Below are 23,844 nucleotides of genomic sequence, written 5' to 3'. Positions count from 1 at the left end.
CCGGCCCGCCCGCGCCCGGGCCTCAGGCGCCCGGTGCCCCGGCACCGCAGGGGCCCGCGCCGCACGCGCAGCCCGCCCCGGGGCACCCGGCGACCGCCACCGCGTCGCACGACGTGCCGCCCGCTCCGACCCCGGAGCTGCGCCAGGCGCTGGCCGCCGTGCGCACCGAGGTCGGCAAGGCCGTCGTCGGGCAGGACGGTGCGGTGACGAGCCTGCTCATCGCGCTGCTGTGCAAGGGGCACGTGCTGCTCGAGGGCGTGCCCGGCGTCGCCAAGACGCTGCTCGTGCGCACGCTCGCGGCGTCGCTCGACCTCGGCACCAAGCGCGTGCAGTTCACGCCCGACCTCATGCCCGGCGACGTCACGGGCTCGCTCGTGTACGACGCGCGGACCGCCGAGTTCTCGTTCCGCGAGGGCCCGGTCTTCACGAACCTCCTGCTCGCCGACGAGATCAACCGCACGCCCCCCAAGACGCAGGCGTCGCTCCTGGAGGCCATGGAGGAGCGGCAGGTGTCCGTCGACGGCACGCCGCGCCCACTGCCCGACCCGTTCCTCGTCATCGCGACGCAGAACCCCGTCGAGTACGAGGGCACGTACCCGCTCCCCGAGGCACAGCTCGACCGGTTCCTGCTCAAGGTCGTGCTGCCCCTGCCGGAGCGCGAGCAGGAGGTCGAGGTGCTCGCGCGCCACGCCGCGGGCTTCAACCCGCGCGACCTCGCGGCCGCGGGCGTCCGCGCCGTCGCGGGGCGCGACGTGCTCGACCGCGCGCGCGAGGAGGTCGCGCGCGTCCAGGTCGCGCGTGAGGTCCTCGGCTACGCCGTCGACGTGTGCCGTGCGACCCGCCACTCCCCCTCGCTGTCGCTCGGCGTCTCCCCACGCGGTGCGACGGCGCTGCTCGCGACGTCGCGCGCGTGGGCGTGGCTCTCGGGCCGCTCCTACGTGACCCCGGACGACGTCAAGGCGCTCGCGCACCCCACGCTGCGCCACCGCGTGCAGCTGCGGCCCGAGGCCGAGCTCGAGGGCGTGACGGCCGAGAGCGTGCTCGACACCGTGCTCGCGTCCGTCCCCGTCCCCCGCTGAGGCGCCGCTCGTGGCCCTGACGTGGCGCGCCGTCGTGCTGACGGCGCTCGGGATCGTCCCCGTGCTGCTGTTCCCCGTGCCGGGGACGGTGCTCGTGTGGACGCTGCTCGTCGTCGCGCTGTGCGCGCTCGACGTCGCGCTCGCGGCGTCCCCGCGGCGGGTCGCGATCGAGCGCCGCGTCCCCGGCTCGGTGCGGCTCACCGACACCACGACGTCCCGCCTCACGCTCACGAACCTCGCGTCGCGACGGCTGCGCGCGCTCGTGCGCGACGCGTGGCCGCCGTCGGCGGGGACGCAGGGCAACCGGCACGCGGTCGACCTCCCGCCCGGCGAGGCGACGCGCGTGACGACGGTGCTCGTGCCCACGCGGCGCGGCGAGCGCGTCGCGGACCGGGTCACGATCCGGTCGCTCGGCCCGCTGCGGCTCGCGGCGCGCCAGGCCTCGATCCCCGTGCCCGGGCGCCTGCGCGTCCTGCCGGAGTTCGCGTCGCGGCGCCACCTGCCGAGCCGGCTCGCGCGCCTGCGCGAGATGGACGGTCGCGCGGCGGTCCAGGTGCGCGGCGAGGGCACCGAGTTCGACTCGCTGCGCGAGTACGTCATCGGGGACGACGTGCGCTCGATCGACTGGCGGGCGTCCGCGCGCGGCCGCGACATGGTCGTGCGCACGTGGCGCCCCGAGCGCGACCGGCGCGTGCTGATCGTCGTCGACACGTCGCGCACCTCGGCGACGCGCGTGGGCGACGAGCCGCGCCTCGACGCGAGCATCGAGGCCGCGCTGCTGCTCGCCGCGCTCGCGGGCCGCGCGGGCGACCGCGTCGAGCTCGTCGCGTACGACCGCACGGTGCGCTCGCGCGTCGCCGGGGCCGCCGGTCCGCGGCTCATGCCCGCGATGGCCGACGCGCTCGCCCCGCTCGAGCCCGCGCTGCTCGAGACGGACTGGCCCGGGCTCGTCGGCGCGGTGCACGAGCGTCTGTCGCAGCGCGCGCTCGTGGTGCTCCTGTCGACGCTCGACCCCGCCGCGGTCGAGACCGGGCTGCTGCCCGTCGTCGGGCAGCTCACCGCCAAGCACCAGGTCGTCCTCGCGGCCGCCGGGGACCCCGAGGTCGCCGCGCTGCGCGACGAGCGCTCGGGCACGGCCGAGGTGTACGACGCCGCGGCCGCCGCGCGCGGCGAGATCGAGCGTGCCGCGGTGACGACGGTGCTGCGCCAGCGCGGCGTCGAGGTCGTCGACGCCCTCCCGGACGACCTCGCCCCGCGCCTCGCCGACACCTACCTCGCGCTCAAGGCGGCCGGCCGCCTCTGACCCCCACCCACCCCTGAGCCGCCGACCATGCGGCTGTGGCTCGTCCGCGGCCACGGACGCGCCCTCAGCGCATGCTCGGCCGGGACCGCACGGGTCGGGCGGTAGGGTCGTCGAGCACGTCCCCCGACCTCAGGAGACCCCGTGGCCTGGCAGCCGACCGACCCCCGGCAGCGCGCCCGACGCAACCGCCGCGTCGCGATGATCGTCGTGGCGGCGCTGCTCGCGACGTTCCTCATCCCCGCGCTCGCGATCGTGCTCTCCTGACCCGGCGATGGGCGACGAGCGGCACGGGCCGCGGCTGAGCCACGACGACCTCAACCGCGCGCTGCTCGCGCGGCAGCACCTCGACGTGCCGCGCGACGCCACGGTGCTCGACGAGGTGCGCCACCTCGTGGGGCTGCAGTCGCAGGTCCCGTCGTCGCCGTACCCCGCGCTCTGGTCGCGCCTGGCGGCCTTCGCCCCGGCCGACCTGGGCGACCGCCTGCTCGACCGCGAGGTCGTGCGCGTCGCGACCCTGCGCGGCACGGTGCACCTCGTGGCCGCCGACGACGCGCTCGAGCTCACCGCGCTCGCCCGCCCGGGCCTCGCGACGTACCTGCGGTCGAAGAACCAGCACGGGACCGCGCTCGCGCACGTCGACCTCGACGACGTCGAGCGCGCCGCGCGCGACCTGCTCGCCGAGCCGCTCACGTCGGTCGAGCTCGGGCGACGCCTCGCGCAGCGGTGGGAGGACGTGGACCCCACGCACCTCGCGTACGCCGCGCGATGCCTCCTCCCGCTCGTCCAGGTCCCGCCGCGCGGCCTGTGGGGTGCGAGCGGCCCCGGCACGACGACCACGTGGACGACGGCGCACGCGTGGCTCGGACGGTCCGACCCGGCGCTCGACGCCGTCGCGCACGACGCCGACCCCGACGCGGCCCTCGCCGCGCGCGTGCGGCTCGTACGCCGCTACCTCGCGGCGTTCGGGCCCGCGTCCGTCGCGGACGCGCAGCGCTGGGCGGGCCTGACGCGCCTGCGCGCCGCGTTCGACGCGCTGCGCCCGGAGCTCGTGACCTTCACCGGCCCGGACGGCACGCCGCTGTTCGACCTCCCCGACGCGCCCCGGCCGCCCGGCACGGCACCCGTGCCGGTGGTCCTCGCGGGGGACTTCGACAACCTCGTGCTGTCGCACGCCGACCGCACGCGCGTCCTCGGCGACGTGCCCGTGAAGAGCGTCGTGAGCGTCAACGGGCAGGTGGCGGCGACGGTGCTCGTCGACGGCCGGGTCGCCGGGGCCTGGACGGCCCGCCCCGACGGTGAGGACACCGTGCTCGTGGAGGTCCGGCCGCTCGGTGCCGACCGGCTGCGCGCACCGGGCGTCCGCGAGGGGATCGAGGACCGGGCGCGGTCCTGGGTCGGGTGCGCGTGGCCGCACGCCCGGGCGCGCGTCGTCGTGCACGACGCGAGCGCGTGACCGACCGGCCGGGGACGGCTCAGGCGGCCACCGGCACGACGTCGCCGGCGTGATCCGCGGTGAGGTCGCCCGTCTCGCCCGCCGCCACGGCGCGGCGGCCCAGGACGATCGTGTAGACCCAGAACGCGGCGAGAGCGAGGGCGCCGATGACGATCTTGAGCCACCAGGGCATCGTCGAGCCGGTGACGAAGCCCTCGATGACGCCCGAGACCGCGAGCGCGATCGCGAGCCCGATCGCGACGGTCACGAGGGCGCGTCCCTCCTGGGCGAGCGCGCGCGAGCGCGGCAGCGGGCCCGGGTCCACCCATGCCCAGAAGATACGCAGGCCAGCGGCGCCGGCGACGAACACGGACATGAGCTCGAGCAGCCCGTGGGGCGTGATGAGCTGGAGGAAGAGCGCGAGCTCGCCGTGCGCCGCCATCATGCCGCCGATCGACCCGACGGCCACCGCGTTGGAGAACAGCACGTACGCGGGGAAGACGCCCGTGATGCCCAGCCCGACGCACTGCGCCGCGATCCACGCGTTGTTGGTCCACACGACGGCGGCGAAGTCGATGCCCGGGTCGTAGTAGGACGCGAACGCCTCGTCGACGTAGTTCTGCTGAACGCTCGGCGGGCCCATCGACGCGAGACCCTCGGGAGTCGTGGCGACCCACACGCCCGCGACGAGGCCGACGACGAGGCACGCGACCGTCACGCCGACCGACCACCACCGGATGCGGTACAGCGCGGCCGGGAGCGACACCGTGAGGAACCGGACCACGTCGCGCCACGCGGGCTCGTGCGCGCCGGCGATGCGCGTGCGCGCCCGGCCGAGGAGCACGGAGAGCTGCGAGACGAGCACCGGGTCGGGTGCGACGGACCGCACGGTCGACAGGTGCGTCGCGACCGCCTGGTAGAGCCGCACGAGCTCGTCGGCCTCGGCGCCGTCGAGCGTGCGGCGCCGCGTGAGGGTCTCCAGGCGGTCCCACTCCGCGCGGTGCACGTCGGTGAAGGCGTCGAGGTCCACGACCGATACCCTGCCACACGAGGCGTGCCGCCGGTGCGCCGATCGAGGGACGGGCGCGGGCCCGGGACGGACGAGGGCGAGGAGCGGGCGTGCGCGACGGGATCCTGATCGGCGAGGGCGTGGTCCTCGACGCGCGGCCGGCGTCGTTCGTGACGCGCGGCCTCGCGCTGTTCCTCGACCTCCTGACGATCTTCGTCGTGCTGATCGCGCTCCTGTGGGCCACGGCGGGCACGCTCGAGCTCGTCGACCCCGACCTCGCGCCCGCGATCAGCGTCGCGATCGCCGTGCTCGTCATGGTCGTCGTCCCGACGACGGTCGAGACCCTCTCGCGCGGGCGGTCGCTCGGCAAGCTCGCGCTCGGCATCCGCGTCGTGCGCGACGACGGCGGCCCGGTCCGGTTCCGGCACGCGTTCCTGCGCGCCCTCGTCGGGATCGGCGAGATCTGGTTGACGCTCGGATCCGTCGCGCTCGTCGCGTCGCTGACGAACGACAAGGGCAAGCGGCTCGGCGACATGGCTGCGGGCACGTACGCGATCCGGGTGCGGGGCGGGCGACCGACGCTCGCCCCGCTCGCGATGCCGCCCTACCTCGCCGCGTGGGCCGCCCGGGCCGACATGCGCCGTCTGCCCGACGGCCTCGCGCTCGCGGCCCGCCAGTTCCTCGGCCGCGCGGCCCGGCTGCACCCCGCGTCGCGCGCCCGTCTGGGTCAGGAGCTCGCGGCGCAGGTCGAGCGGTACGTCGCCCCGGGTCCGCCCCCGGGGACGCACCCGGAGGCGTTCCTCGTGGCCGTGCTCACCGAGCGGCGCGAGCGCGACCGGGCCACGGCCCGGCGCGCGCAGGCCCTCGCGCACGAGCAGGCGGAGATGCTGCACCGGCTCCCCTACTCGGTGCCCGACCCGACGCGCTGACGCCGGGGCCGGCGCGCCGGCCGCGGGTCCCTCGAACCGCCCGACGAGACGCGAGATCCCGACGAGCACGAGCGCGAACGCGCCGAACCACACGGGCCGGCTCGCCCACCAGTCGGCGCCGCCCACGGCCGGGAGGTCCTGACCGAGCACCACGAGCACGACCCCGACGACGACGATCATCGCCGTGAGGTGCCACAGGTAGACCGTCATCGAGCGCCGCGCGAGGCCCGCGACCACGCCCCGACCCCGCCCGTCGGCCCAACGGACGAGCGGTCCTCGCGCGGCGAGGGCGAGCGCGACGAGCGCGACCCCGTGCAGGACGACGGGCGCCGTGGGCGGGCCGAGGTTCGACATCGCGTCGCCCGGCATCCCGACGAGCGACACCGGGTACGGGCCGACCGCGACGAGCAGGGCCGCGAGCGCCGCGGCGGCGAGCCCGACGCCCACGAGCACGACCGGCCGCGGGAGCACCGCCACGGGCACGACCCGGCCGCGGCGCACGACCCGCACGCCCGCCCGCGCGTCGGCGTACAGGAGCCCGATCGCGTAGGGCACGGCCCAGACGAGCAGCACGTCCACGAGCGCGAGGCGCTCCAGCCCGGCGTCGAACCGCAGCACCTCGACGCCGAGCGGCAGCGCGGTGAGCGCGCCGACGGCCCACCAGCCCGCGGCGTGCAGCGCGCGGCGCAGGAGCGGGGTGAGCACCACGAGGCCGAGGTAGACGGCGAGGAACCACAGGAGCTGCGGCGCGAGCGTCGCGAGCGTGCGCACGGCGTCCCCCGGCAGGCCCGCCGCGAGCAGCAGGCCGATCGCGACGGCCCACGCCCCGACGAACACGCCCACGGGGCGCAGCAGCCGCGGCAGGCGCCGCCCGGCGAGGCGCAGGCCGGACGCGAGGTCGGCGGGGACGCTCGGGCGGGCCACGACCCGGCCCGCACCCGCGCGGCCGGGGGACGCTCCGCCGTCGGGCCGGGGCCGCACCCCGTACGCGGCCGACGCCCCGGCCGCGAAGAACAGCAGCGCGAGGACCTGGAGCACCCACGTGACCGTCCAGCCGGCGCCGTGCGCGAGCGCGTTGCCGACGTGCAGGTGCTCCCCGTCCCACGTCGCGTCGGCCATGAGCCAGTGCGCCGTGAGGACGCTCAGGGTGGCGACGGCGCGCACGGCGTCGACGAACACGTCGCGCGGCGGCCGGCGCGGTCCGCGCTGGGCGGCGGCGACCGCGGCGGCGCCCGGGGTCGTGGCGCGGTCCGACGTCGGACGGCCCGTCCGGTCGGGCGACGCGCCTGGGCGGGCGGACGTGGGGCGGGCCCGCGACGACGTGCGGGACGGGGACGGCGGCGGCGAGAGGACGGCCACGGGATGCTCCAAGGTCGGCGGTCCGGGGCGGTTGCCCGGTGCTCACCAGTCTCGAAACATCCCGTTCGTCCCGGTACGGGAGGGTCCCCCGGCCTCGCCGCGGCCGGCCACCCGGCCGGTACGGGGGTTGTCCCCCGCGCTCAGACCTTGAGGTAGCGCAGCACGGCGAGCACGCGCCGGTGGTCGCCCGCGTCCTGCGGGAGGCCGAGCTTGCCGAAGATCGACGTGACGTTCTTCTCCACGGCGCCGTACGACAGGTAGAGCTGCTGCGCGATCGCCGAGTTCGACCGGCCCTGCGCCATGAGCTCCAGCACCTCGGTCTCGCGCGGCGTGAGCCGGGCGAGACCGTCGTCGGCGCGCGAGGCGCCCATGAGCTGGCTGACGACCTCCGGGTCGAGCACGGTCTGCCCGGCGGCGATGCGCGTGAGCGCGTCGACGAACTCGCCGACGTCGGCCACGCGGTCCTTGAGGAGGTAGCCGACGCCGCGCGCGCCGCCCGTGAGGAGCTCGCTCGCGAAGCGCGTCTCGACGTACTGCGAGAAGAGCAGGACCCCGAGGTCGGGGTGCGCGGCGCGCAGCGCGAGGGCGGCGCGCAGCCCCTCGTCGGTGAACGTGGGCGGCATGCGGATGTCGACGACCGCGACGTCGGGCAGCGCGTCCTGCGCGGCGAGGTGCCCGACCTGGGCGACGAGCTCGTCGCCGTCGGCGACGGCCGCCACGACCTCGTGCCCGCGGCGGGTCACGAGCGCGACGAGCCCGTCCCGCAGGATGGCGGAGTCCTCGGCGATGACGAGGCGCATGGTGTCCTTCCGGTCGGCCGGGCCGTGCGGCCCGGGCTGGTGGGATCCCCCGGGGCCATCGTGCCCGACGCCGGTCCCCCGCCCCGGGAGGACGCCGTCGGGGGGGCACACGTCAGACGCGCACGGGCAGGAGCACCGTGACGACGGTCGGCCCGCCGACGGGGCTCGTCAGGTCGAGCGTGCCGTCCACGGACCGCACGCGCTCCGCGAGGCCCGCGAGCCCGGACCGGTGCCCGTCCTCCCCGGGCTGCACGACGCGCGCGCCGCCCTGGCCGTCGTCGCGCACCCGCAGGCGCAGGCGCGCGCCGCGCCCGCTCCCCTGCCGCTCGACGAGCACGTAGACGCCCGTCGCGCGTGCGTGCTTGACGGCGTTCGTCACGAGCTCGGCGACGCAGAAGTACGCGATCGACTCGACGGCGGGCGCGAGGCGGCCCGACGCCTCGACCGCGGGGTCGACGTCGACCGTCACGGGCAGGGGCGAGCGTGCGGCGAGGGTCTCGAGCGCGACCGCGAGCCCGTTGTCGAGCGCGGGCGGGTGGATGCCGCGCGCAAGCTCGCGGAGCTCGACGAGGGCCTCCTTGGTCGAGGAGTGCGCGAGTTCGACGAGCTCCAGGGCGTCGACGGGGTCGCCCCCGGAGGCCAGCTGCTCCTTCGCCTCGCCGAGCTGCATCGCCACGGCGACGAGGCGCGCCTGCGTGCCGTCGTGCAGGTCGCGCTCGATGCGGCGCAGCTTCGCGTCGGCGTCCTCCACCGTGCGCCCGCGCGACTCCTCGAGGTCGGCGACGCGCAGGCTCGACAGCGTCGGGCCGAGCAGCGCGACGGTGAGCACGCGGAACAGGTGCGCGAACCCGCGCGTGACCTGCGCCCACAGCCAGAGGACGACGAGCCCGGCGAGCACGAGCGCGAGCTGGCGCACGGGGGTGTCGACGAACCAGCTCGCCCCGAAGGACGCCCCGCGGTGCCACGACCCGTCGCTCGCCTGCTGCAGCGGCAGCCACCGCGACCAGATCCAGTGGGTCGTGCCGCCCAGGCCGACCGCGAGGAAGACCGTGCTCGCGACGAACGCGACGATCGCGAGCGGGAACGTCACGAGGAGGAAGAGGACGGCGCGCCAGCCGGTCCCGTCCCCGATCCCGTGCCACAGGGTGCTCCAGAAGCCCTTGCGGCGGACGTACGGCGCCGGGGCGGCGACGTCCACGCCGAGCGTCGAGCGCGCGATCGACCGGTACATCGAGCCCCAGCCGCGCCCGCCGACCACGACCCAGCCCGCGAGGACGAGCCCGAGGACCGGGACGAGCATCGCGACGAGGAACGTCACGGAGAACAGGCCGTAGGCGAACGCGAACGGCGCGAGCAGGATCGCGAGCCACAGGTAGCCGTACTCGCGCCAGGTGCGCGCCGCGAAGGGCGCGCGCACGAACGACACGTGCTCGCGGTGGTCGACGTAGCGGGGGTCGGGCCGCGAGCCGGTGAACGCCGCGACGTCGCCGGGCGCCGCCTGCGCGGTGCCGTCGGGCGTCACGGTCCCGGGGCCGGGCGCAGCACCGGTGGACGGGGCGCCCGGCCTCGCGGGGCCGCCCGGGGGCACGACGCTCGGCTGGTCAGGGGTCACGGCAGTCATGGTGCCAGTCTCGACGAGCGCGCGCGGGCGTGACAGGGAGGCGTCCGCCGGGCCGGGGTGGGGACAACCCCCGTCCCGGCCGGGCGGACGCCGGTCCCGTCAGTGCAGCAGGTACTTCACGGCGATGACGACGCCGCCGAACGCGGCGGCCAGCGCCGTCTCGCTCACGAGGCGCCCGCCGCGCGCGCCCGCCCGGTACGCGGCGAAGAAGCCGACGACGCCGAGGAGCACGACCGTGCACCACACCGCGACGAGCGCCGCCTGCTCCACCGCGAGGCCGAGCGCGTGCCCGACCAGGTACACGACGATCCCCGGGACCGCGCCGAGCAGCACGCCCAGGTTGAGCCGGAGCGCCGCGACCGTCCGCTCCCACAGCGAGTGCCCGCTGTCGTGGAAGCGGCCGCTCACCGCGTCGACGTAGCAGTGCGCGAGCCAGTAGCCCACGGCGACGAGCGACGTCGCGACCACGACGCGGTCGCCCGTCGGGGCGTGCACGCTCGACACGGCCATGACGAAGCCCGCGACGATCGCCCCGTAGAGCAGGTCGTGCGGGGGCTCGCGCTCCCAGCGGTCGCCCACGCGGTGCCACAGGGGCCGCACCCGGCCCGGGGGCCGGGTCCCGATCACCTCGCCGCCTCGGCCCGCCGCCCCGCCGCGGGGCGCGGGCGCGCCGGGGACGCGCTCGTCGTGCGACGGCTCCATGCTGCCTCCAGGTGGTCCGAGCGGCCCGTGCTCAGTAGCGGTAGTGCTCGGGCTTGTACGGGCCCTCGACCGGCACGCCCAGGTACTCCGCCTGGGACGGCGAGAGCTCGGTCAGCCGGACGCCGAGCGCACCGAGGTGCAGCCGCGCGACCTTCTCGTCGAGCACCTTGGGCAGGCGGTACACCTGGCGCGCGTAGGCGCGCTCGCGGCCCTCGCTCGCGGCGGCGGTCGCGTCCTGGAAGAGCTCGATCTGGCCGATCACCTGGTTGGAGAACGAGTTGCTCATGACGAACGACGGGTGGCCCGTCGCGTTGCCGAGGTTGAGCAGGCGCCCCTCGGACAGCACGACGATCGAGCGGCCCGCGGGCTGCCCGTCCGGGCCCGGCTCGGCGAACGTCCACTCGTGCACCTGCGGCTTGATCTCCGTGCGCGTGACGCCCGGCACCGCGGCGAGGCCCGCCATGTCGATCTCGTTGTCGAAGTGGCCGATGTTCCCGACGACGGCCTTGTCCTTCATCGCGACGAGGTGCTCGGCACGGATGACGTCCTTGTTGCCGGTCGTCGTGATGAAAAAGTCCGCCTCGCCGAGCACGTCCTCGATGCGCGCGACCTGGAACCCGTCCATCGCGGCCTGGAGCGCGCAGATCGGGTCCACCTCGGACACGACGACGCGCGCGCCCTGGCCGCGGAACGCCTCGGCCGCGCCCTTGCCGACGTCGCCGTACCCGGCGACGAACGCGACCTTGCCCCCGATGAGGATGTCGGTCGCGCGGTTGATCCCGTCGGGCAGCGAGTGGCGGATGCCGTACTTGTTGTCGAACTTCGACTTGGTCACCGAGTCGTTGACGTTGATCGCCGGGAACAGGAGCTCCCCCGCCTCGGCGAGCTGGTAGAGACGGTGCACGCCCGTCGTCGTCTCCTCGGTGACGCCCTGGATCCCCTGCGCGACCGTCGTCCAGCGCAGGGGGTCGGCGTCGAGCGCGCGACGCAGCACCGCGCGCACGACGTTCATCTCGTGCGTGTGGTCGGGCTCGCCCGGCAGCGTGTCCGGCGGGACGACCCCGGCGCGCTCGTACTGGAGCCCGAGGTGGACGAGCATCGTGGCGTCGCCGCCGTCGTCGAGGATGAGGTTCGGGCCGGACGGCGTGCCGTCGGCCGCGGGCGGCCAGAGCAGGATCTGCTCGGTGCAGTCCCAGTACTCCTCGAGCGACTCGCCCTTCCACGCGAAGACGGGCACGCCCTGCGGGTCCTCGGGCGTCCCGTGGGGCCCGACGACGACGGCCGCGGCTGCCTCGTCCTGCGTGGAGAAGATGTTGCAGCTCGCCCAGCGCACCTGCGCCCCGAGGGCGACGAGGGTCTCGATGAGGACGGCGGTCTGCACCGTCATGTGGAGCGAGCCCGCGATCCGAGCGCCCGCGAGCGGCTGGGACTCGCCGTACTCGGCGCGCAGCGCCATGAGGCCGGGCATCTCGTGCTCGGCGAGGCGGAGCTGGTGGCGGCCCGCCTCCGCGAGGGACAGGTCGCGGACCTTGTAGCGGCCGGGGACCTCGTCGAAGCCGGGGGTGGCGCCGGACGTCGGGGCCTGCGCTGTGGTGGACATGGTTCTCCTGTGCGATCTCGGTGCCGGCCGGACCGGTCGTGCCGGCCCGCCGGCGGTCGGCCGGTGGCTGCGCTGGGGGCTCCCGTCCGCGCCGTGCGGGACCGCGGTCCCGCCGGGCTCCAGCCTACCGACGACGACGGGCGCGCGGCCGGGGCGCGCGCGACCGGGGTGCGCGGGCAGGCCGCGCTGCTTCGTCCGGCGCGCGCGCCCGGGCGCGCGCGTAACACGAATGCTTGACCATCTCAAGGTCACGAAGGGATAACGATCCGTGATCTGCCGCGATCCGCGTCGTTGCAGCGTTGCCGGGTCAAGAATCGTCCTGGAATCACCCCCGACAGCGGCCCCTCAGGTAGAATTTGAACCTCGAATCAGGCAGGGTGGTGCGGTACCGATGGATGTCGGACCAGCACGAGGACCGCTGCGCGAGCAGCGCGGAGGGCGCCGCCCGGCGCCGAGCCGTGACGCGCCGACGCGGTCCTCGCGCCACGCCCCCGAGACGCCGCCGCCGGAGCCCCCTCTGGCGCCGTCCTCGCGCGGGGCGTGCCGGTCCCCCGCACGGAAGGCGAGGCCCACTCGCGTGACAGCCCCCAGCACGACCCCTCCCGACACCACGACGGCCGCCGACCGGCCGTCGTCCCCGACCGGACCGCCCCCGTCCGACGTCGCCGTCTCCGTGCGCGACGTCTACAAGGTCTTCGGCCGCCGCCCCGTCGAGGCGATCCGCCGCCTCGAGCAGGGCGCGTCTCGCGACGACGTCAAGGTGCTCGGCACCGCCGCGGTCATCGACGCCAGCTTCGACGTGCGGCGCGGCGAGATCTTCGTCGTCATGGGCCTGTCCGGCTCGGGCAAGTCCACGCTCATCCGCATGCTCAACGGCCTGTGGAAGCCCACGTCCGGCCACGTCCTCGTCGGCGGCACCGACCTCGCGGCGACCGACGCCAAGCAGCTGCGCGCCCTGCGCCGCCGCAGCGTGAGCATGGTGTTCCAGCACTTCGCGCTCCTGCCCCACCGCACCGTCCTCGACAACGCGGCGTACCCGCTCGAGATCCAGGGCGTCGCCAAGGCCGAGCGCCGCGAGAAGGCGCGCCGCGCGCTCGACCTCGTCGGGCTCGGCGGCTGGGAGGACTCCCTCCCGTCGCAGCTCTCCGGCGGCATGCGCCAGCGCGTCGGCCTCGCCCGCGCGCTCGCGGCCGACACCGACGTGCTGCTCATGGACGAGGCGTTCAGCGCGCTCGACCCGCTCATCCGCCGCGAGATGCAGGAGCAGCTCCTCGACCTCCAGCAGCGCCTCGGCAAGACGATCGTGTTCATCACGCACGACCTCAACGAGGCCATGCACCTCGGCGACCGCATCGCCGTGATGCGCGACGGCCGGATCGTCCAGATCGGCACCGCCGAGCAGATCCTGTCCGACCCCGCGAACGACTACGTCGCCCAGTTCGTCGCCGACGTCGACCGCACGCGCGTCCTCACGGCCTCGTCCGTCATGGTGCGCCCTGCCGTCGTCGTCCCCGTGAGCGGTGGGCCGCGCCAGGCGAGCCGCGCGATGCGCGAGGCGCAGGTGTCGGCCGCGTACGTCGTCGACCGCCAGCGCGTGCTCCACGGCATCGTGCGCGACGACGACGCCGTGGCTGCGCTCCGCGCCGGCAAGGAGACCATCGGGGACCTCGTGCACGACGGCGTCGCGCCCGTCTCGCCCGACACGCCCCTCGCGGAGATCTTCGCCCCCGCCGCGGAGTCCTCCCTCCCCGTGCCCGTCACGGACGCCGACGGCCGGCTCGTGGGCGTCGTCCCGCGCGTGACGCTGCTCGAGGCCATGGTCCCCGCGGACCAGCCCCGCACCGGCGAGATCGACCTCGGCACCGCCCCGGACGCCGTCGCCTCGACCGAGGGAGGTGCCGCGTGACCGACACGCTCGTGCCCCGCATCCCCCTCGGCGACTGGGTCGACACGTTCGTCAGCTGGATCACGACGACGTTCCGCCCCCTGTTCCGCTTCGTCAAGGACGTCCTCGTCGGCGTCTACGACGCGCTCGACACGATCCTGGCGAGCCCGCCGTTCTGGGTCGTCGCCGTCGTGCTCGCCGCCCTCGCGTTCTTCGTCAAGGGCTGGAAGCTGGCGCTCGGCTCGCTCGTCGGGTTCGTCGTCATCGCCGGCGTCGACCAGTGGGGCAACGCGATGGACACCCTCGCGCTCGTCCTGCTGTCGGCGGCGATCGCGCTGCTCCTCGCCGTCCCGCTCGGCATCTGGGCCGCGCGCGACGACCGCGTCTCCGCGGTCGTGCGGCCGGTGCTCGACTTCATGCAGACCATGCCGGCGTTCGTCTACCTCATCCCGACCGTCGTCATCTTCCTCACCGGCCCCGTGCCGGGGATCATCGCGACGATCATCTTCGCCATGGCGCCCGGCGTCCGGTTCACCGAGCTCGGCATCCGGCAGGTGGACTCCGAGGTCGTCGAGGCCGGGCACGCGTTCGGCTCCACGCCGGGCCGCATCCTGCGCCAGATCCAGCTCCCGCTCGCCCTGCCGACGATCATGGCCGGCGTCAACCAGGTCATCATGCTGTCGCTCTCCATGGTCGTCATCGCGGGCATGGTCGGCGCCGGCGGCCTCGGCAACGACGTCGTCGCGGCGCTGTCGAGCATCGACATCGCGCTCGGCTTCGAGGCGGGCCTGTCCGTCGTCATCCTCGCGATGTTCCTCGACCGCGTGACCGCCGGCCTCGGCGCCAAGGCGCCCGTCGCGCGCGCCCTCGCCGCGACGCGGGCCTGACCCCACCCACGGCGCGGCCCGCCCGCGCCCCGTACGCCCCGCCCGACGCCGTCGGGCACCCACCCCACCCACGGCGGCCGGTCTCCGGCCGCCCGACGGAAGGACACGCATGACTCCCGCACGCACGTCCCGCACCCGCACGGCCCGCCGCTCGGCCGCCGTCGCCGCCGCCGCGGTGCTCGGCCTCGGCCTGAGCGCCTGCGCGTCCGAGTCGGGCTCCGGCTCCGGCGACGCCTCGACCGGCGAGGACGAGTCCTCGGTCTCGATCGGCATCCCCTCCGGCTGGGACGAGGGCATCGCCGTCTCCCACCTGTGGAAGGCGATCCTCGAGGAGGAGGGCTACGACGTCGAGACGCAGACCGGCGAGATCGGCGTCGTGTTCACCGGCCTCGCGGGCGGCGACTTCGACCTGCTCTTCGACGCGTGGCTCCCGATCACGCACGAGGAGTACGTCGCGAAGTACGGCGACGACATCACCGACCTCGGCACGTGGTACGACGACGCCAAGCTCACGATCGCCGTCAACGAGGACTCGCCCGCGCAGTCCCTCGAGGACCTCGCGTCCATGGCCGACGAGTACGGCAACAAGCTCGTCGGGATCGAGGCGGGCGCCGGCCTGACCAAGGTCACCCAGGACGCGGTCATCCCCACGTACGGCCTCGAGGGCATGGACTACACCATCTCCTCGACCCCGGCCATGCTCGCCGAGCTCAAGGGCGCGACCGAGGCCGGCGAGAACATCGCCGTGACGCTCTGGCGTCCGCACTGGGCCTACGACGAGTTCCCCGTGCGCGACCTCGAGGACCCCGAGGGCACGCTCGGTGACGCCGAGTCCATCCACACCTACGGCGCGGGCGACTTCGAGGAGCGCTACCCGACGCTGACCAAGCTCGTCGGTGCCTTCACCCTGGACGACGAGCAGCTCTTCTCGCTCGAGAACATGATGTTCAACTCCGACGAGTACGCCGACGAGGCCGAGGCCGTCCAGGCGTGGCTCGAGGCGAACCCGACGTTCGTCGACGACCTCAAGGAGTCCGCGGGCGTCTGACGCCGCGCGACGGACGGGCTGCGGTCCTCGGTTCGCCGCAGCCGCGTCGGTGCGCCCAGGCGCGCTGACGACGAAGGCCGGCTCCCCAGCGGGGAGCCGGCCTTCTGCCGTTCAGGGGACCGCTGCGGCTCTCAGAGCTCGCGCGCGTCGTTCTCCAGCAGGACCGGGATCCCGTCGCGCACGGGGTATGCGAGCGGGCGGTCGGGGTCGGTGGAGTGCAGCTCCGGCTCGCCGGACGGCCCGGTGCCCTCGACGAGCCGCGCGCCCGTCACGGGGCAGCGCAGCGCCTCGCGCACCCAGGGGTCGATCTGCAGGCTCATGCTCGCTCCTCGTCGTCGTGCGTGCGCACGAGCGACAGGACGTCGTCGCGCACCTTCTCCATGATGTCCTCGTCGGCCGCCTCGACGTTGAGCCGCAGCAGCGGCTCGGTGTTCGAGGCGCGGAGGTTGAACCACCACTGCGGGTGGGAGTCCCAGTGCGAGACGGTCAGCCCGTCGAGCTCGTCGACCTCGACCGGGCCCCCGCCCTGCTGCGTCACGTAGGCCTCGACGACGCGCGCCCGGGCCGCGGGCACGTCGGCAACGGTCGAATTGATCTCGCCCGAGGCGACGTACGGCTCGTACATCTCCCCGAGCGCCGACAGCGGGTGCGGCTGCGACCCGAGCGCGGCGAGCACGTGCATCGCCGCGAGCATCCCGGTGTCCGCGAAGAAGAAGTCGCGGAAGTAGTAGTGCGCGCTGTGCTCGCCGCCGAACACGGCGTCGTTGTCCGCCATCTCCGCCTTGATGAACGAGTGGCCGACGCGCGTGCGCACGGTCCGCGCGCCCGCTGCCCCCAGGAAGTCCGGCACGGCGCGCGACGTGATGAGGTTGTGGATCACCGTCGGCGTGCGCCCCGCCTCGAGCTCCTTTGCGACCTCGCGCAGCCCCACGAGCGCGGTGATCGCGGACGGCGACACCGGGTCGCCGTGCTCGTCGACGACGAAGCAGCGGTCGGCGTCACCGTCGAACGCGAGCCCGAGGTCGGCGCCGTGCTCCACGACGGCGGCCTGGAGGTCGCGCAGGTTCTCCGGGTCGAGCGGGTTCGCCTCGTGGTTCGGGAACGTGCCGTCGAGCTCGAAGTACAGCGGCACGACGTCGAGCGGCAGCGCGGGCAGCCCGGCACCCGTGCCGAGCACCGCGGGGACGGTGTAGCCGCCCATCCCGTTGCCCGCGTCCACGACGACCTTGAGCGGCCGGATCCCCGACAGGTCGACCAGCGAGCGCAGGAACGCCGCGTAGTCCGCGAGCGTGTCGCGGTCCGTGACCGATCCCGGGTCGTCAGCGGGGTCCGGGAGGCCCTCGTCGAGGTAGCCCTCCGCGAGTCGGCGCACCTCCGCGAGCCCCGAGTCCTGCCCCACGGGACGAGCCCCCGCGCGGCACAGCTTGATGCCGTTGTACACCGCCGGGTTGTGGCTCGCGGTGAACATCGCGCCGGGCACGCCGAGCGCGCCGGACGCGTGGTAGAGCCCGTCCGTGGAGCACAGCCCGATCCGCACGACGTCCACGCCCGCGTCCGTGAGGCCCGCCGCGAACGCGTCCACGAGCGCGGGTCCGGAGTCGCGCATGTCGTGCCCGACGACGACGCGCGACCGCGCCGGCGCGTCGCTCGACCCGGCGGGCGCCTCGGGCAGGACGACGGCCCGCGCGAACGCCGCGCCGACGGCCCGCGCCACCTGGGGGTTGAGCTGGTCCGGGACGGTGCCGCGGACGTCGTACGCCTTGATGAGGTGGGAGAGGTCGGTCGTCACGCGCCCACTGTATCCGCGCACGATCCGCACGCGCCGCGGCGCCCTCCCGGCCGGGACGCCGCTACTGCCCGCTCGCGGCGTACCGGGCCTCGGTGCGCGCCTTGGCGGGGCGCCACCAGTCCTCGTGCTCGCGGTACCAGTCCACGGTCCGCGCGAGCCCCTCGCGGAACGACGTGTACCGCGGCGCCCAGCCCAGCTCGGTCCGCAGACGCGTCGCGTCGATCGCGTACCGCAGGTCGTGGCCCGCGCGGTCCGCGACGAGCTCGTAGTCGTCGCGGTCGCGGCCGAAGATCTCGAGGAGGTCCTGGACGACCTCGAGGTTCGAGCGCTCGCCGTCCGCCCCCACGAGGTACGTCTCGCCGGGCGTCCCGCGCTCGACGATCGCCCAGACCGCGTCGTTGTGGTCGTCCACGTGGATCCAGTCGCGCACGTTCGCGCCCCGGCCGTAGAGCTTGGGGCGGCCCCCGTCGAGGAGGTTGGTGATCTGCCGCGGGATGAACTTCTCGACGTGCTGGTACGGGCCGTAGTTGTTGGAGCAGTTGGAGATCGTCGCGCGCACGCCGAACGAGCGCACCCACGCGCGCACGAGCAGGTCGCTCGACGCCTTCGTCGACGAGTAGGGCGACGACGGGTTGTACGCCGTGGCCTCGGTGAAGCGCCCCGGGTCGTCGAGCTCGAGGTCCCCGTAGACCTCGTCGGTCGAGACGTGGTGCAGGCGCACGCCGTGGCGGCGCACCGCCTCCAGGAGCGTGAACGTGCCGACGACGTTGGTCCGCACGAAGGGCGACGGGTCCGTGAGCGAGTTGTCGTTGTGCGACTCCGCGGCGAAGTGCACCACGAGGTCGGCCTCGGCGACGAGCCGGTCCACGACGTCCGGGTCCGCCACGTCGCCGACCTCGAGCCGTACGCGGTCGCGCACCGGGTCGAGCGAGCGCGCGTCGCCCGCGTACGTCAGCGCGTCGAGCACGACGAGGTGCGCGTCGGGGCGCGTCTCGACCGTGCGACGCACGAAGTTCGCCCCGATGAAGCCGGCGCCTCCGGTCACGAGCACCCGCACAGCCGACCTCCTCGACGCGTCCACCTGCCGCGGCGAGTCTATCGACGGCGCGTCGCGTCCCGGCCCGTCACCGGGCATTTCACCCGCCGCCGGGCGCGGCTCTCGTGAGAGCCTTCCGGGATGAAGGGGATCGTCCTGGCAGGGGGCGCGGGCACGCGCCTGCACCCCATCACGCTCGGCGTGAGCAAGCAGCTCCTGCCCGTCTACGACAAGCCGATGGTGTACTACCCGCTCTCGACGCTCCTGCTCGCCGGGATCCGCGACGTCCTGGTCATCACGACGCCGCACGACGCCGCCGCGTTCGAGCGCCTGCTCGGCGACGGGTCGCAGTTCGGGATCTCCGTCTCCTACGCGGTGCAGGCCGAGCCGAACGGGCTCGCGCAGGCGTTCGTGCTCGGCGCCGACTTCCTCGACGGCGACTCCGCGGCTCTCGTGCTCGGCGACAACATCTTCTACGGCCCCGGTCTCGGCGACCGGCTCCAGCGCTTCGCGGGGATCGACGGCGGCGCCGTCTTCGCCTACCGCGTCGCTGACCCGACGGCGTACGGCGTGGTCGAGTTCGACGATACCGGGCGCGCGCTGAGCATCGAGGAGAAGCCGGTCCGGCCCCGGAGCAGCTACGCGGTCCCCGGCCTCTACTTCTACTCGGCGGACGTCGTCGACGTCGCACGCTCGCTCCGGCCGTCGGCGCGCGGCGAGTACGAGATCACCGACGTCAACCTGCACTACCTGCGCGAAGGACGGCTCCAGGTCGAGGTCCTGCCGCGGGGCACGGCCTGGCTCGACACCGGGACGGTCGACTCGCTGCTCGACGCGAGCGACTTCGTCCGCACGATCGAGAACCGTCAAGGGCTGAAGATCGGGGCGCCGGAGGAGGTCGCGTGGCGGCGCGGGTTCCTCTCGGACGAGGAGCTGCGCGAGCGGGCGACCGCGCTCGCGCCGTCGCGCTACGGCACCTACCTGCTGTCGCTGCTCGACACGTGAGCGCTCGGGTCGTCGAGCCCGGCGAGCACTCGCGGGGCGGCGGCACGCCACCGCTCGCGCCAGTCCCCGATCGGCTCCACCCCGAGGCGACGCAGCGCGTCGTGCCCCAGGACGGACCACGCGGGACGGGGCGCGGGACGGGCGAGGACCGCGCTCGACGTCGGCCGGACGCCCTCCGGGTCGAGACCTGCGGCAGCGACGACCTCCCGTGCGAGCTCCCACCACGACGCCTGCCCCTGGGCCGTCCCGTGGTAGGTCCCGCCCGGCGCTCCCGCGCCGACGAGACGCATCACGAGATCGGCGACGTCCATGGTCCACGTCGGCTGACCGACCTGGTCGCCGACGACGTCCACCGACCCGCGATCGCGCGCGAGGCGCACGATCGTCCGAGGGAAGCACGTGCCGTGGGCGCCGTAGAGCCAGGCCGTGCGGACGACCAGGCCGCCGGGGTGCTCGGACCGCACCGCCCACTCCCCGGCCGCCTTGGAGCGCCCGTACGCCGAGCGCGGCGCGAGCGGGGCGTCCTCGGCGTAGGGTCTCGCGTCCGGGCCGGTCGCCCCGCCGTCGAAGACGTAGTCCGTCGAGACGTGGACGAGCCGCGCGCCGTGCCGCGCCGCTGCCCGCGCGACGTGCTGTGCGGCGACCGCGTTGACGGCGAAGGCTCGTGCCTCGTCGTCCTCCGCCGCGTCGACCGCGGTGTACGCGGCCGCGTTGACGACGACGTCCGCTCCCCGCACCGCGCCGTCGACCGCCGCGGCGTCCGTGACGTCCAGCCCCGCACGGCCCGGTGCGCGAACGTTCTCGCCCCGGGCGCGCAGCAGGTCGACGAGGTCGGTGCCGAGCATCCCCCCGGCCCCCGTGACCACCCATCGCACCACGACCACCTCCGCACGCACCCTACCGAGGAGCAGCATGAACGCCCGTGAGCTGACCGTCCCCGGCGCGTGGGAGCTCACCCCGCGCCAGCACGCCGACGAGCGCGGGGTCTTCCTGGAGTGGTTCAAGGCCTCGGTCCTGCGCGAGGCGACCGGACGTGCCCTCGACCTGGCGCAGGCGAACGCGTCGGTGTCGGCAGCCGGCGTCGTCCGCGGCGTCCACTACGCCGACGTCCCGCCCGGTCAGGCGAAGTACGTGACGTGCGTCGCGGGTTCCGTCCTCGACGTCGTCGTCGACCTCCGGGTCGGCTCCCCGACGTTCGGGCACTGGGACGCGGTGACCCTCGACACGCACGAGCGTCGCGCGGTCTTCCTCCCGGAGGGCGTGGGGCACGCGTTCATGGCGCTCGAGGACGGGGCGACCGTCGTCTACCTCTGCTCGAGCGGGTACGCGCCCGAGCGTGAGCACGGCGTGGACCCGACCGACCGCGACCTCGCGATCGCCTGGCCGACGTCGGGGCCCGACGGACGCGTGCTGGTCCCGTCGTTCTCCGCGAAGGACGCCGCGGCCCCGTCGCTCCGGGCCGCGCTCGAGGCCGGTGCGCTCCCCCGCGCCGACGAGGTCGACGCGTACGTGCGCACCCTCGGCCGGTGACGGGTCAGTCGCCCTCGGCGCGCAGCACGCGCAGGTGACCACGTCGTCCGACCTCGGTGACATCCGGCGGCTCGGGCTCCGTCCGCACCTTGCCGGCCTCGCGCACCGCGTCCGCGAGCGCTGACAGGTCGTCGTCGCTCGGGCCGGTCTCGACGAACTGCGGCGACAGACGCACGACCTCCCAGCCGCGCGGCGCGGTGAGGCGTTCCGCGTGCTCGGCGCACAGGTCGTAGCTGTGCGGCTCGGCGAGGTGCGCGAGCGGGCCCAGAACCGCCGTGGAGTCGGCGTAGACGTAGGTGAGGGTCGCGACGGCGGCACGGACGCACGCCGTGCGCGAGCACTGCCTGACGGATCTCACGCGCTGACCTTACGCCCTCCGGGCGTGTCGCGGAGACGCCACACGCCGTCCGAGGTGCCTGCGCCGCCGGTGGTGGGCACGCTGCGCCGGTTCGCCGCGGGCTAGAGTCGTCGTGTGCGTGGCAACACTCCCTCCCCCGGCTCGCGGCCCGAGCCCGCCGGCAAGGGGCGCCGAGCCCGCGACCGCTGGTCGCGGCGCGGCGCCGCCACCCCTGCTCCGGTCTCCTTCGACGACCTCGTCATCCCGCCCCGTGCGCCCGGTCCGGGCGGCCAGGGACCCGTGCCGCGACGCCGGGACCGCCGTGGTCGCGGCATCCGCGGGCCGCTCCTGCCGCCCACCGCCCCCGCGAGCCGCACGCGGGCGGAGAAGTTCGACGACGTCGTCGTGGACGTCGTCGAACGGGTCGAGCGCTCGTGGGCCAAGCAGCTGCGTGGGACGGAGTTCGCGGTCGAGGACGTCCCGCCGTCGGACCCGGCACCCTGGGAGGACGGTGGCGTGCCGCTCGGCCGGTGCTTCCCCGCAGAGTCCGGGCAGCCCGCACGCATCGTCGTCTACCGGCGTCCGATCGAGGCTCGTGCCTTCGACGCCGAGGATCTCGAGGACCTCGTCCGGGACGTGCTCGTCGAGCAGGTCGCGCACCTGCTGGCCCGCACCCCCGAGGAGATCGACCCCCGGTACACGGGCGACCGCTGAGTGCGGCGCCCGTCAGCCCCCGAGGCCGGCGGTGCCCGACGCGCGGACGGCGACCTCGCCGGGCGCGGGCGCGTCGACGACGGGCGTCAGCACCGAGAGCAGGCTCGGTGTCTCGTCGCCCTCGTCGCCGCTCGGCGGACCCGCGCTCGCCGTGACCGACCAGACGGGGTCCAGGTCACCCCGCGTACCGACGACGTCGACCGTCAGGGCCGCGACCACCGCCTCCGAGCCCTCGGGCCGCAGCGTGGACGGGTCGAGCGTCTGCGCCGTGCCGGCCGCGAGCTGCACGGTCGTGGTCCCGGCCTCGGCGCCGTCCTCGTCGTAGGCGCGGACGCGGAGCTCGAGGCGTCCGGTCACGTCGTCGCCCTCCGCCCCGCCCGCCGTCGGGACCGCCGCTAGCGTCAGCGCCGACGCCGTCCCGGGCACGAGCGCAACCTGACCCGCACGCGCGTCGGCCTCGTGGACGGGGGCGTCCTCGTCGGGAAGAGCGTCCGCGGACGCCGGCGTCAGCGTGCGCGCCGCGATCCACGCCCGGTCGTACTGACGTTCCTCGTGCAGCAGGTCGGGGTCTGCCTCGCCGCGCCGGTCGACCGACGCGCCGGCGACGACGGGGACGTCCGCATGCACGGCCACGGCGTACGAGCCGGCCGGGAGCCCGCCGAGCGAGACGTCGGTGACCACCCCGGGCGTGAGGGCGACGTCCTCCACGCCACGCAGCGGCACGGGGCCGTCCGCACCGTAGACCGTGACGCGTGCGGTCCCGGCGGCGTCGCCCGGGGCGAGGAGGCGCAGCTGCGGGGCGTGCGGGTCGTCGACGGCCTCGCCGACGCTCGTGACGCCCGCGAGCGCGAGGTCCTCGGCAGGCTCCGCACCGGGGACGACATAGTCGACCCCGAGCGGGACCAGACCGTCGAGCGTCGAGTGCTGGAGGTACGCGGAGACGAGCCCGCCGGACGCCGCGACGTGCACGACGAGGCGGCGCTGCTCGGGGGCGGCGGCCTCGACGAGCGTCACGACCTCCTCGCCCGGACCGACGAGCTGCTGCCCGCCCCCGGAGAGCACCGCCGGGCCGCCCTGGCCCCAGACGTCCACCTGGACGACCGCCGGCGTGAGGCCCGGGTTCTGGAGCACGAGCTGGGTGCTGCTGCCGATCTGGGTGCTCCCGCCCACGAGCCACTGGCTGATGCCGGGCCGTGCGCAGCTCGCCGCGGCGAGGCCGCGCAGGTCGCCGGCGGTCGTCACGGATCCGACCGACGCCGCGACCCGCGGCGCCGCTCCCTCGCCCGGGCGCACGGTCAGGACGCTGCCCGCAGCAGGGTCCTCGACGGTGCTCACCGTCGCGTCCGCGTCCGGGGCGCGATCGAGCGCCCGGGCGTCGGCGCGCGCGGCCGTGCCGTCGAACGCGCCGAGCCCGGCCGACCCGTCGCCCGCCACGACCGCGCGCAGGCTGCTCTCGGTGCCCACCGGCGCGGGACCGAACTGCGCGTCGCCGACCGTCTCCGGGTCGGTGAGGCGCGCGGGGCCCGGGCAGACCGTGATCTCGGGGGCCGGCTCGACGGCGACCTGCTCGACCGGGTCGGCGGGGGCCGGCGCGGCGGGGACGAGCGTCGCACCCGTGCTCCCGAGCGCGGCCACGGCGCCGACCGCGAGCATCCCGACCAGGCCGGCGCCGGTCGTCGTGACGCGTCGCACCATCCCGCGCCGCCGGCTGCGGGACGTCCCGGCGGTCGTCCCGTCCGGGACCGCCCGGCCCTCGCCCGTCTCGTTCTCCGTCGTCAC

General features: G+C 75.2%; 22 protein-coding genes and 1 pseudogene. 11 read left to right on the top strand and 12 right to left on the bottom strand.

The window, feature by feature from the left end; translation table 11 throughout:
* The 4 genes from GJV82_RS05795 to GJV82_RS05785 form a co-directional block, all read left to right on the top strand.
* A partial coding sequence (locus tag GJV82_RS05795) for an AAA family ATPase (RefSeq protein WP_263971388.1) occupies positions 1-1,079 on the top strand: 1,079 nt, incomplete at its 5' end.
* Between the two features lie 10 nt (positions 1,080-1,089).
* Positions 1,090-2,382 carry a DUF58 domain-containing protein gene (locus tag GJV82_RS05790; protein WP_318657327.1) on the top strand — a complete coding sequence of 431 codons (1,293 nt, stop codon included), beginning with the start codon at positions 1,090-1,092 and terminating at the stop codon, positions 2,380-2,382.
* A 141-nt stretch (positions 2,383-2,523) separates the two neighbouring features.
* On the top strand, positions 2,524-2,646 hold the full coding sequence (locus tag GJV82_RS20440) for a hypothetical protein (RefSeq protein WP_255318720.1): 123 nt from the start codon (positions 2,524-2,526) through the stop codon (positions 2,644-2,646).
* Between the two features lie 7 nt (positions 2,647-2,653).
* Positions 2,654-3,835 carry a winged helix DNA-binding domain-containing protein gene (locus GJV82_RS05785; RefSeq protein WP_155098557.1) on the top strand — a complete coding sequence of 394 codons (1,182 nt, stop codon included), beginning with the start codon at positions 2,654-2,656 and terminating at the stop codon, positions 3,833-3,835.
* Positions 3,836-3,854: 19 nt separating this feature from the next.
* Here GJV82_RS05785 and GJV82_RS05780 read toward each other — a convergent pair whose 3' ends face one another.
* On the bottom strand, positions 3,855-4,844 hold the full coding sequence (locus GJV82_RS05780) for a stage II sporulation protein M (protein WP_024839356.1): 990 nt from the start codon (positions 4,842-4,844) through the stop codon (positions 3,855-3,857).
* A gap of 89 nt (positions 4,845-4,933) precedes the next feature.
* On the opposite strand from GJV82_RS05780, the gene GJV82_RS05775 reads away from it, so the two are divergent.
* Positions 4,934-5,752: an RDD family protein gene (locus tag GJV82_RS05775; RefSeq protein WP_115942987.1), complete on the top strand. Its 819-nt coding sequence runs from the start codon at positions 4,934-4,936 to the stop codon at positions 5,750-5,752.
* Positions 5,753-5,869: 117 nt separating this feature from the next.
* Here GJV82_RS05775 and GJV82_RS20865 read toward each other — a convergent pair.
* The 5 genes and pseudogenes from GJV82_RS20865 to ahcY form a co-directional block, all read right to left on the bottom strand.
* Positions 5,870-6,871, bottom strand: a pseudogene (locus GJV82_RS20865) (acyltransferase family protein); the annotation flags it as partial.
* Positions 6,872-7,251: 380 nt separating this feature from the next.
* Complete coding sequence (locus GJV82_RS05765) at positions 7,252-7,911, bottom strand: response regulator transcription factor (protein WP_024839359.1); 660 nt, start codon at positions 7,909-7,911, stop codon at positions 7,252-7,254.
* Positions 7,912-8,023: 112 nt separating this feature from the next.
* Positions 8,024-9,532 (bottom strand): sensor histidine kinase, encoded by a 1,509-nt coding sequence (locus tag GJV82_RS05760; RefSeq protein ID WP_155098556.1) that lies wholly within the window; start codon positions 9,530-9,532, stop codon positions 8,024-8,026.
* 99 nt (positions 9,533-9,631) lie between these two features.
* Positions 9,632-10,234, bottom strand: coding sequence for a hypothetical protein (locus GJV82_RS05755; protein WP_155098555.1), 603 nt, complete (start codon positions 10,232-10,234; stop codon positions 9,632-9,634).
* 31 nt (positions 10,235-10,265) lie between these two features.
* Positions 10,266-11,834: an adenosylhomocysteinase gene (ahcY, locus tag GJV82_RS05750; protein WP_155098554.1), complete on the bottom strand. Its 1,569-nt coding sequence runs from the start codon at positions 11,832-11,834 to the stop codon at positions 10,266-10,268.
* Positions 11,835-12,411: 577 nt separating this feature from the next.
* Between ahcY and GJV82_RS05745 the strand changes: the two genes are divergently transcribed.
* From GJV82_RS05745 to GJV82_RS05735, 3 genes are all read left to right on the top strand, one after another.
* Positions 12,412-13,740 carry a quaternary amine ABC transporter ATP-binding protein gene (locus tag GJV82_RS05745; RefSeq protein WP_404812929.1) on the top strand — a complete coding sequence of 443 codons (1,329 nt, stop codon included), beginning with the start codon at positions 12,412-12,414 and terminating at the stop codon, positions 13,738-13,740.
* On the top strand, positions 13,737-14,606 hold the full coding sequence (locus tag GJV82_RS05740; RefSeq protein ID WP_024839364.1) for an ABC transporter permease: 870 nt from the start codon (positions 13,737-13,739) through the stop codon (positions 14,604-14,606). Before GJV82_RS05745 ends, GJV82_RS05740 begins: the two co-directional genes overlap by 4 nt.
* Before the next feature lie 109 nt (positions 14,607-14,715).
* Positions 14,716-15,654, top strand: a complete 939-nt coding sequence (locus GJV82_RS05735) for a glycine betaine ABC transporter substrate-binding protein (RefSeq protein ID WP_155098553.1) — start codon at positions 14,716-14,718, stop codon at positions 15,652-15,654.
* Between the two features lie 131 nt (positions 15,655-15,785).
* Here GJV82_RS05735 and GJV82_RS05730 read toward each other — a convergent pair whose 3' ends face one another.
* From GJV82_RS05730 to rfbB, 3 genes are all read right to left on the bottom strand, one after another.
* The gene (locus tag GJV82_RS05730; RefSeq protein WP_155098552.1) at positions 15,786-15,974 is read right to left on the bottom strand and encodes a Trm112 family protein; all 189 of its coding nucleotides are present in this window, start codon (positions 15,972-15,974) and stop codon (positions 15,786-15,788) included.
* On the bottom strand, positions 15,971-17,443 hold the full coding sequence (locus GJV82_RS05725) for a phosphomannomutase/phosphoglucomutase (protein WP_318657326.1): 1,473 nt from the start codon (positions 17,441-17,443) through the stop codon (positions 15,971-15,973). Before GJV82_RS05725 ends, GJV82_RS05730 begins: the two co-directional genes overlap by 4 nt.
* Positions 17,444-17,504: 61 nt before the next feature.
* Positions 17,505-18,500 (bottom strand): dTDP-glucose 4,6-dehydratase, encoded by a 996-nt coding sequence (gene rfbB, locus GJV82_RS05720; RefSeq protein ID WP_318657325.1) that lies wholly within the window; start codon positions 18,498-18,500, stop codon positions 17,505-17,507.
* Between the two features lie 120 nt (positions 18,501-18,620).
* Here rfbB and rfbA point away from each other — a divergent pair, with 120 nt between their 5' ends.
* Positions 18,621-19,484 (top strand): glucose-1-phosphate thymidylyltransferase RfbA, encoded by an 864-nt coding sequence (gene rfbA / locus GJV82_RS05715; protein ID WP_155098550.1) that lies wholly within the window; start codon positions 18,621-18,623, stop codon positions 19,482-19,484.
* Here the strand turns inward: rfbA and rfbD are convergent.
* A complete protein-coding gene (gene rfbD / locus GJV82_RS05710; RefSeq protein ID WP_318657324.1) occupies positions 19,457-20,359 on the bottom strand; it encodes a dTDP-4-dehydrorhamnose reductase in 903 nt (300 codons plus the stop codon). The two genes, rfbA and rfbD, sit on opposite strands and share 28 nt — an antisense overlap.
* 37 nt (positions 20,360-20,396) lie before the next feature.
* Here rfbD and GJV82_RS05705 point away from each other — a divergent pair, with 37 nt between their 5' ends.
* Positions 20,397-21,014, top strand: a complete 618-nt coding sequence (locus tag GJV82_RS05705) for a dTDP-4-dehydrorhamnose 3,5-epimerase family protein (protein WP_155098548.1) — start codon at positions 20,397-20,399, stop codon at positions 21,012-21,014.
* A 4-nt stretch (positions 21,015-21,018) separates the two neighbouring features.
* Here GJV82_RS05705 and GJV82_RS05700 read toward each other — a convergent pair whose 3' ends face one another.
* The gene (locus GJV82_RS05700) at positions 21,019-21,372 is read right to left on the bottom strand and encodes a DUF3499 domain-containing protein (RefSeq protein WP_047232115.1); all 354 of its coding nucleotides are present in this window, start codon (positions 21,370-21,372) and stop codon (positions 21,019-21,021) included.
* A gap of 114 nt (positions 21,373-21,486) precedes the next feature.
* Here GJV82_RS05700 and GJV82_RS20680 point away from each other — a divergent pair, with 114 nt between their 5' ends.
* Complete coding sequence (locus GJV82_RS20680; protein ID WP_318657323.1) at positions 21,487-22,065, top strand: metallopeptidase family protein; 579 nt, start codon at positions 21,487-21,489, stop codon at positions 22,063-22,065.
* 12 nt (positions 22,066-22,077) lie between these two features.
* Here GJV82_RS20680 and GJV82_RS05690 read toward each other — a convergent pair whose 3' ends face one another.
* Positions 22,078-23,844 carry a DUF5719 family protein gene (locus tag GJV82_RS05690; RefSeq protein WP_155098547.1) on the bottom strand — a complete coding sequence of 589 codons (1,767 nt, stop codon included), beginning with the start codon at positions 23,842-23,844 and terminating at the stop codon, positions 22,078-22,080.

It is taken from the genome of Cellulosimicrobium composti, from assembly GCF_009711085.1.
Classification (GTDB): Bacteria; Actinomycetota; Actinomycetes; order Actinomycetales; family Cellulomonadaceae; genus Cellulosimicrobium; species Cellulosimicrobium composti.
This window is presented reverse-complemented; position numbering and strand designations above follow the sequence as displayed.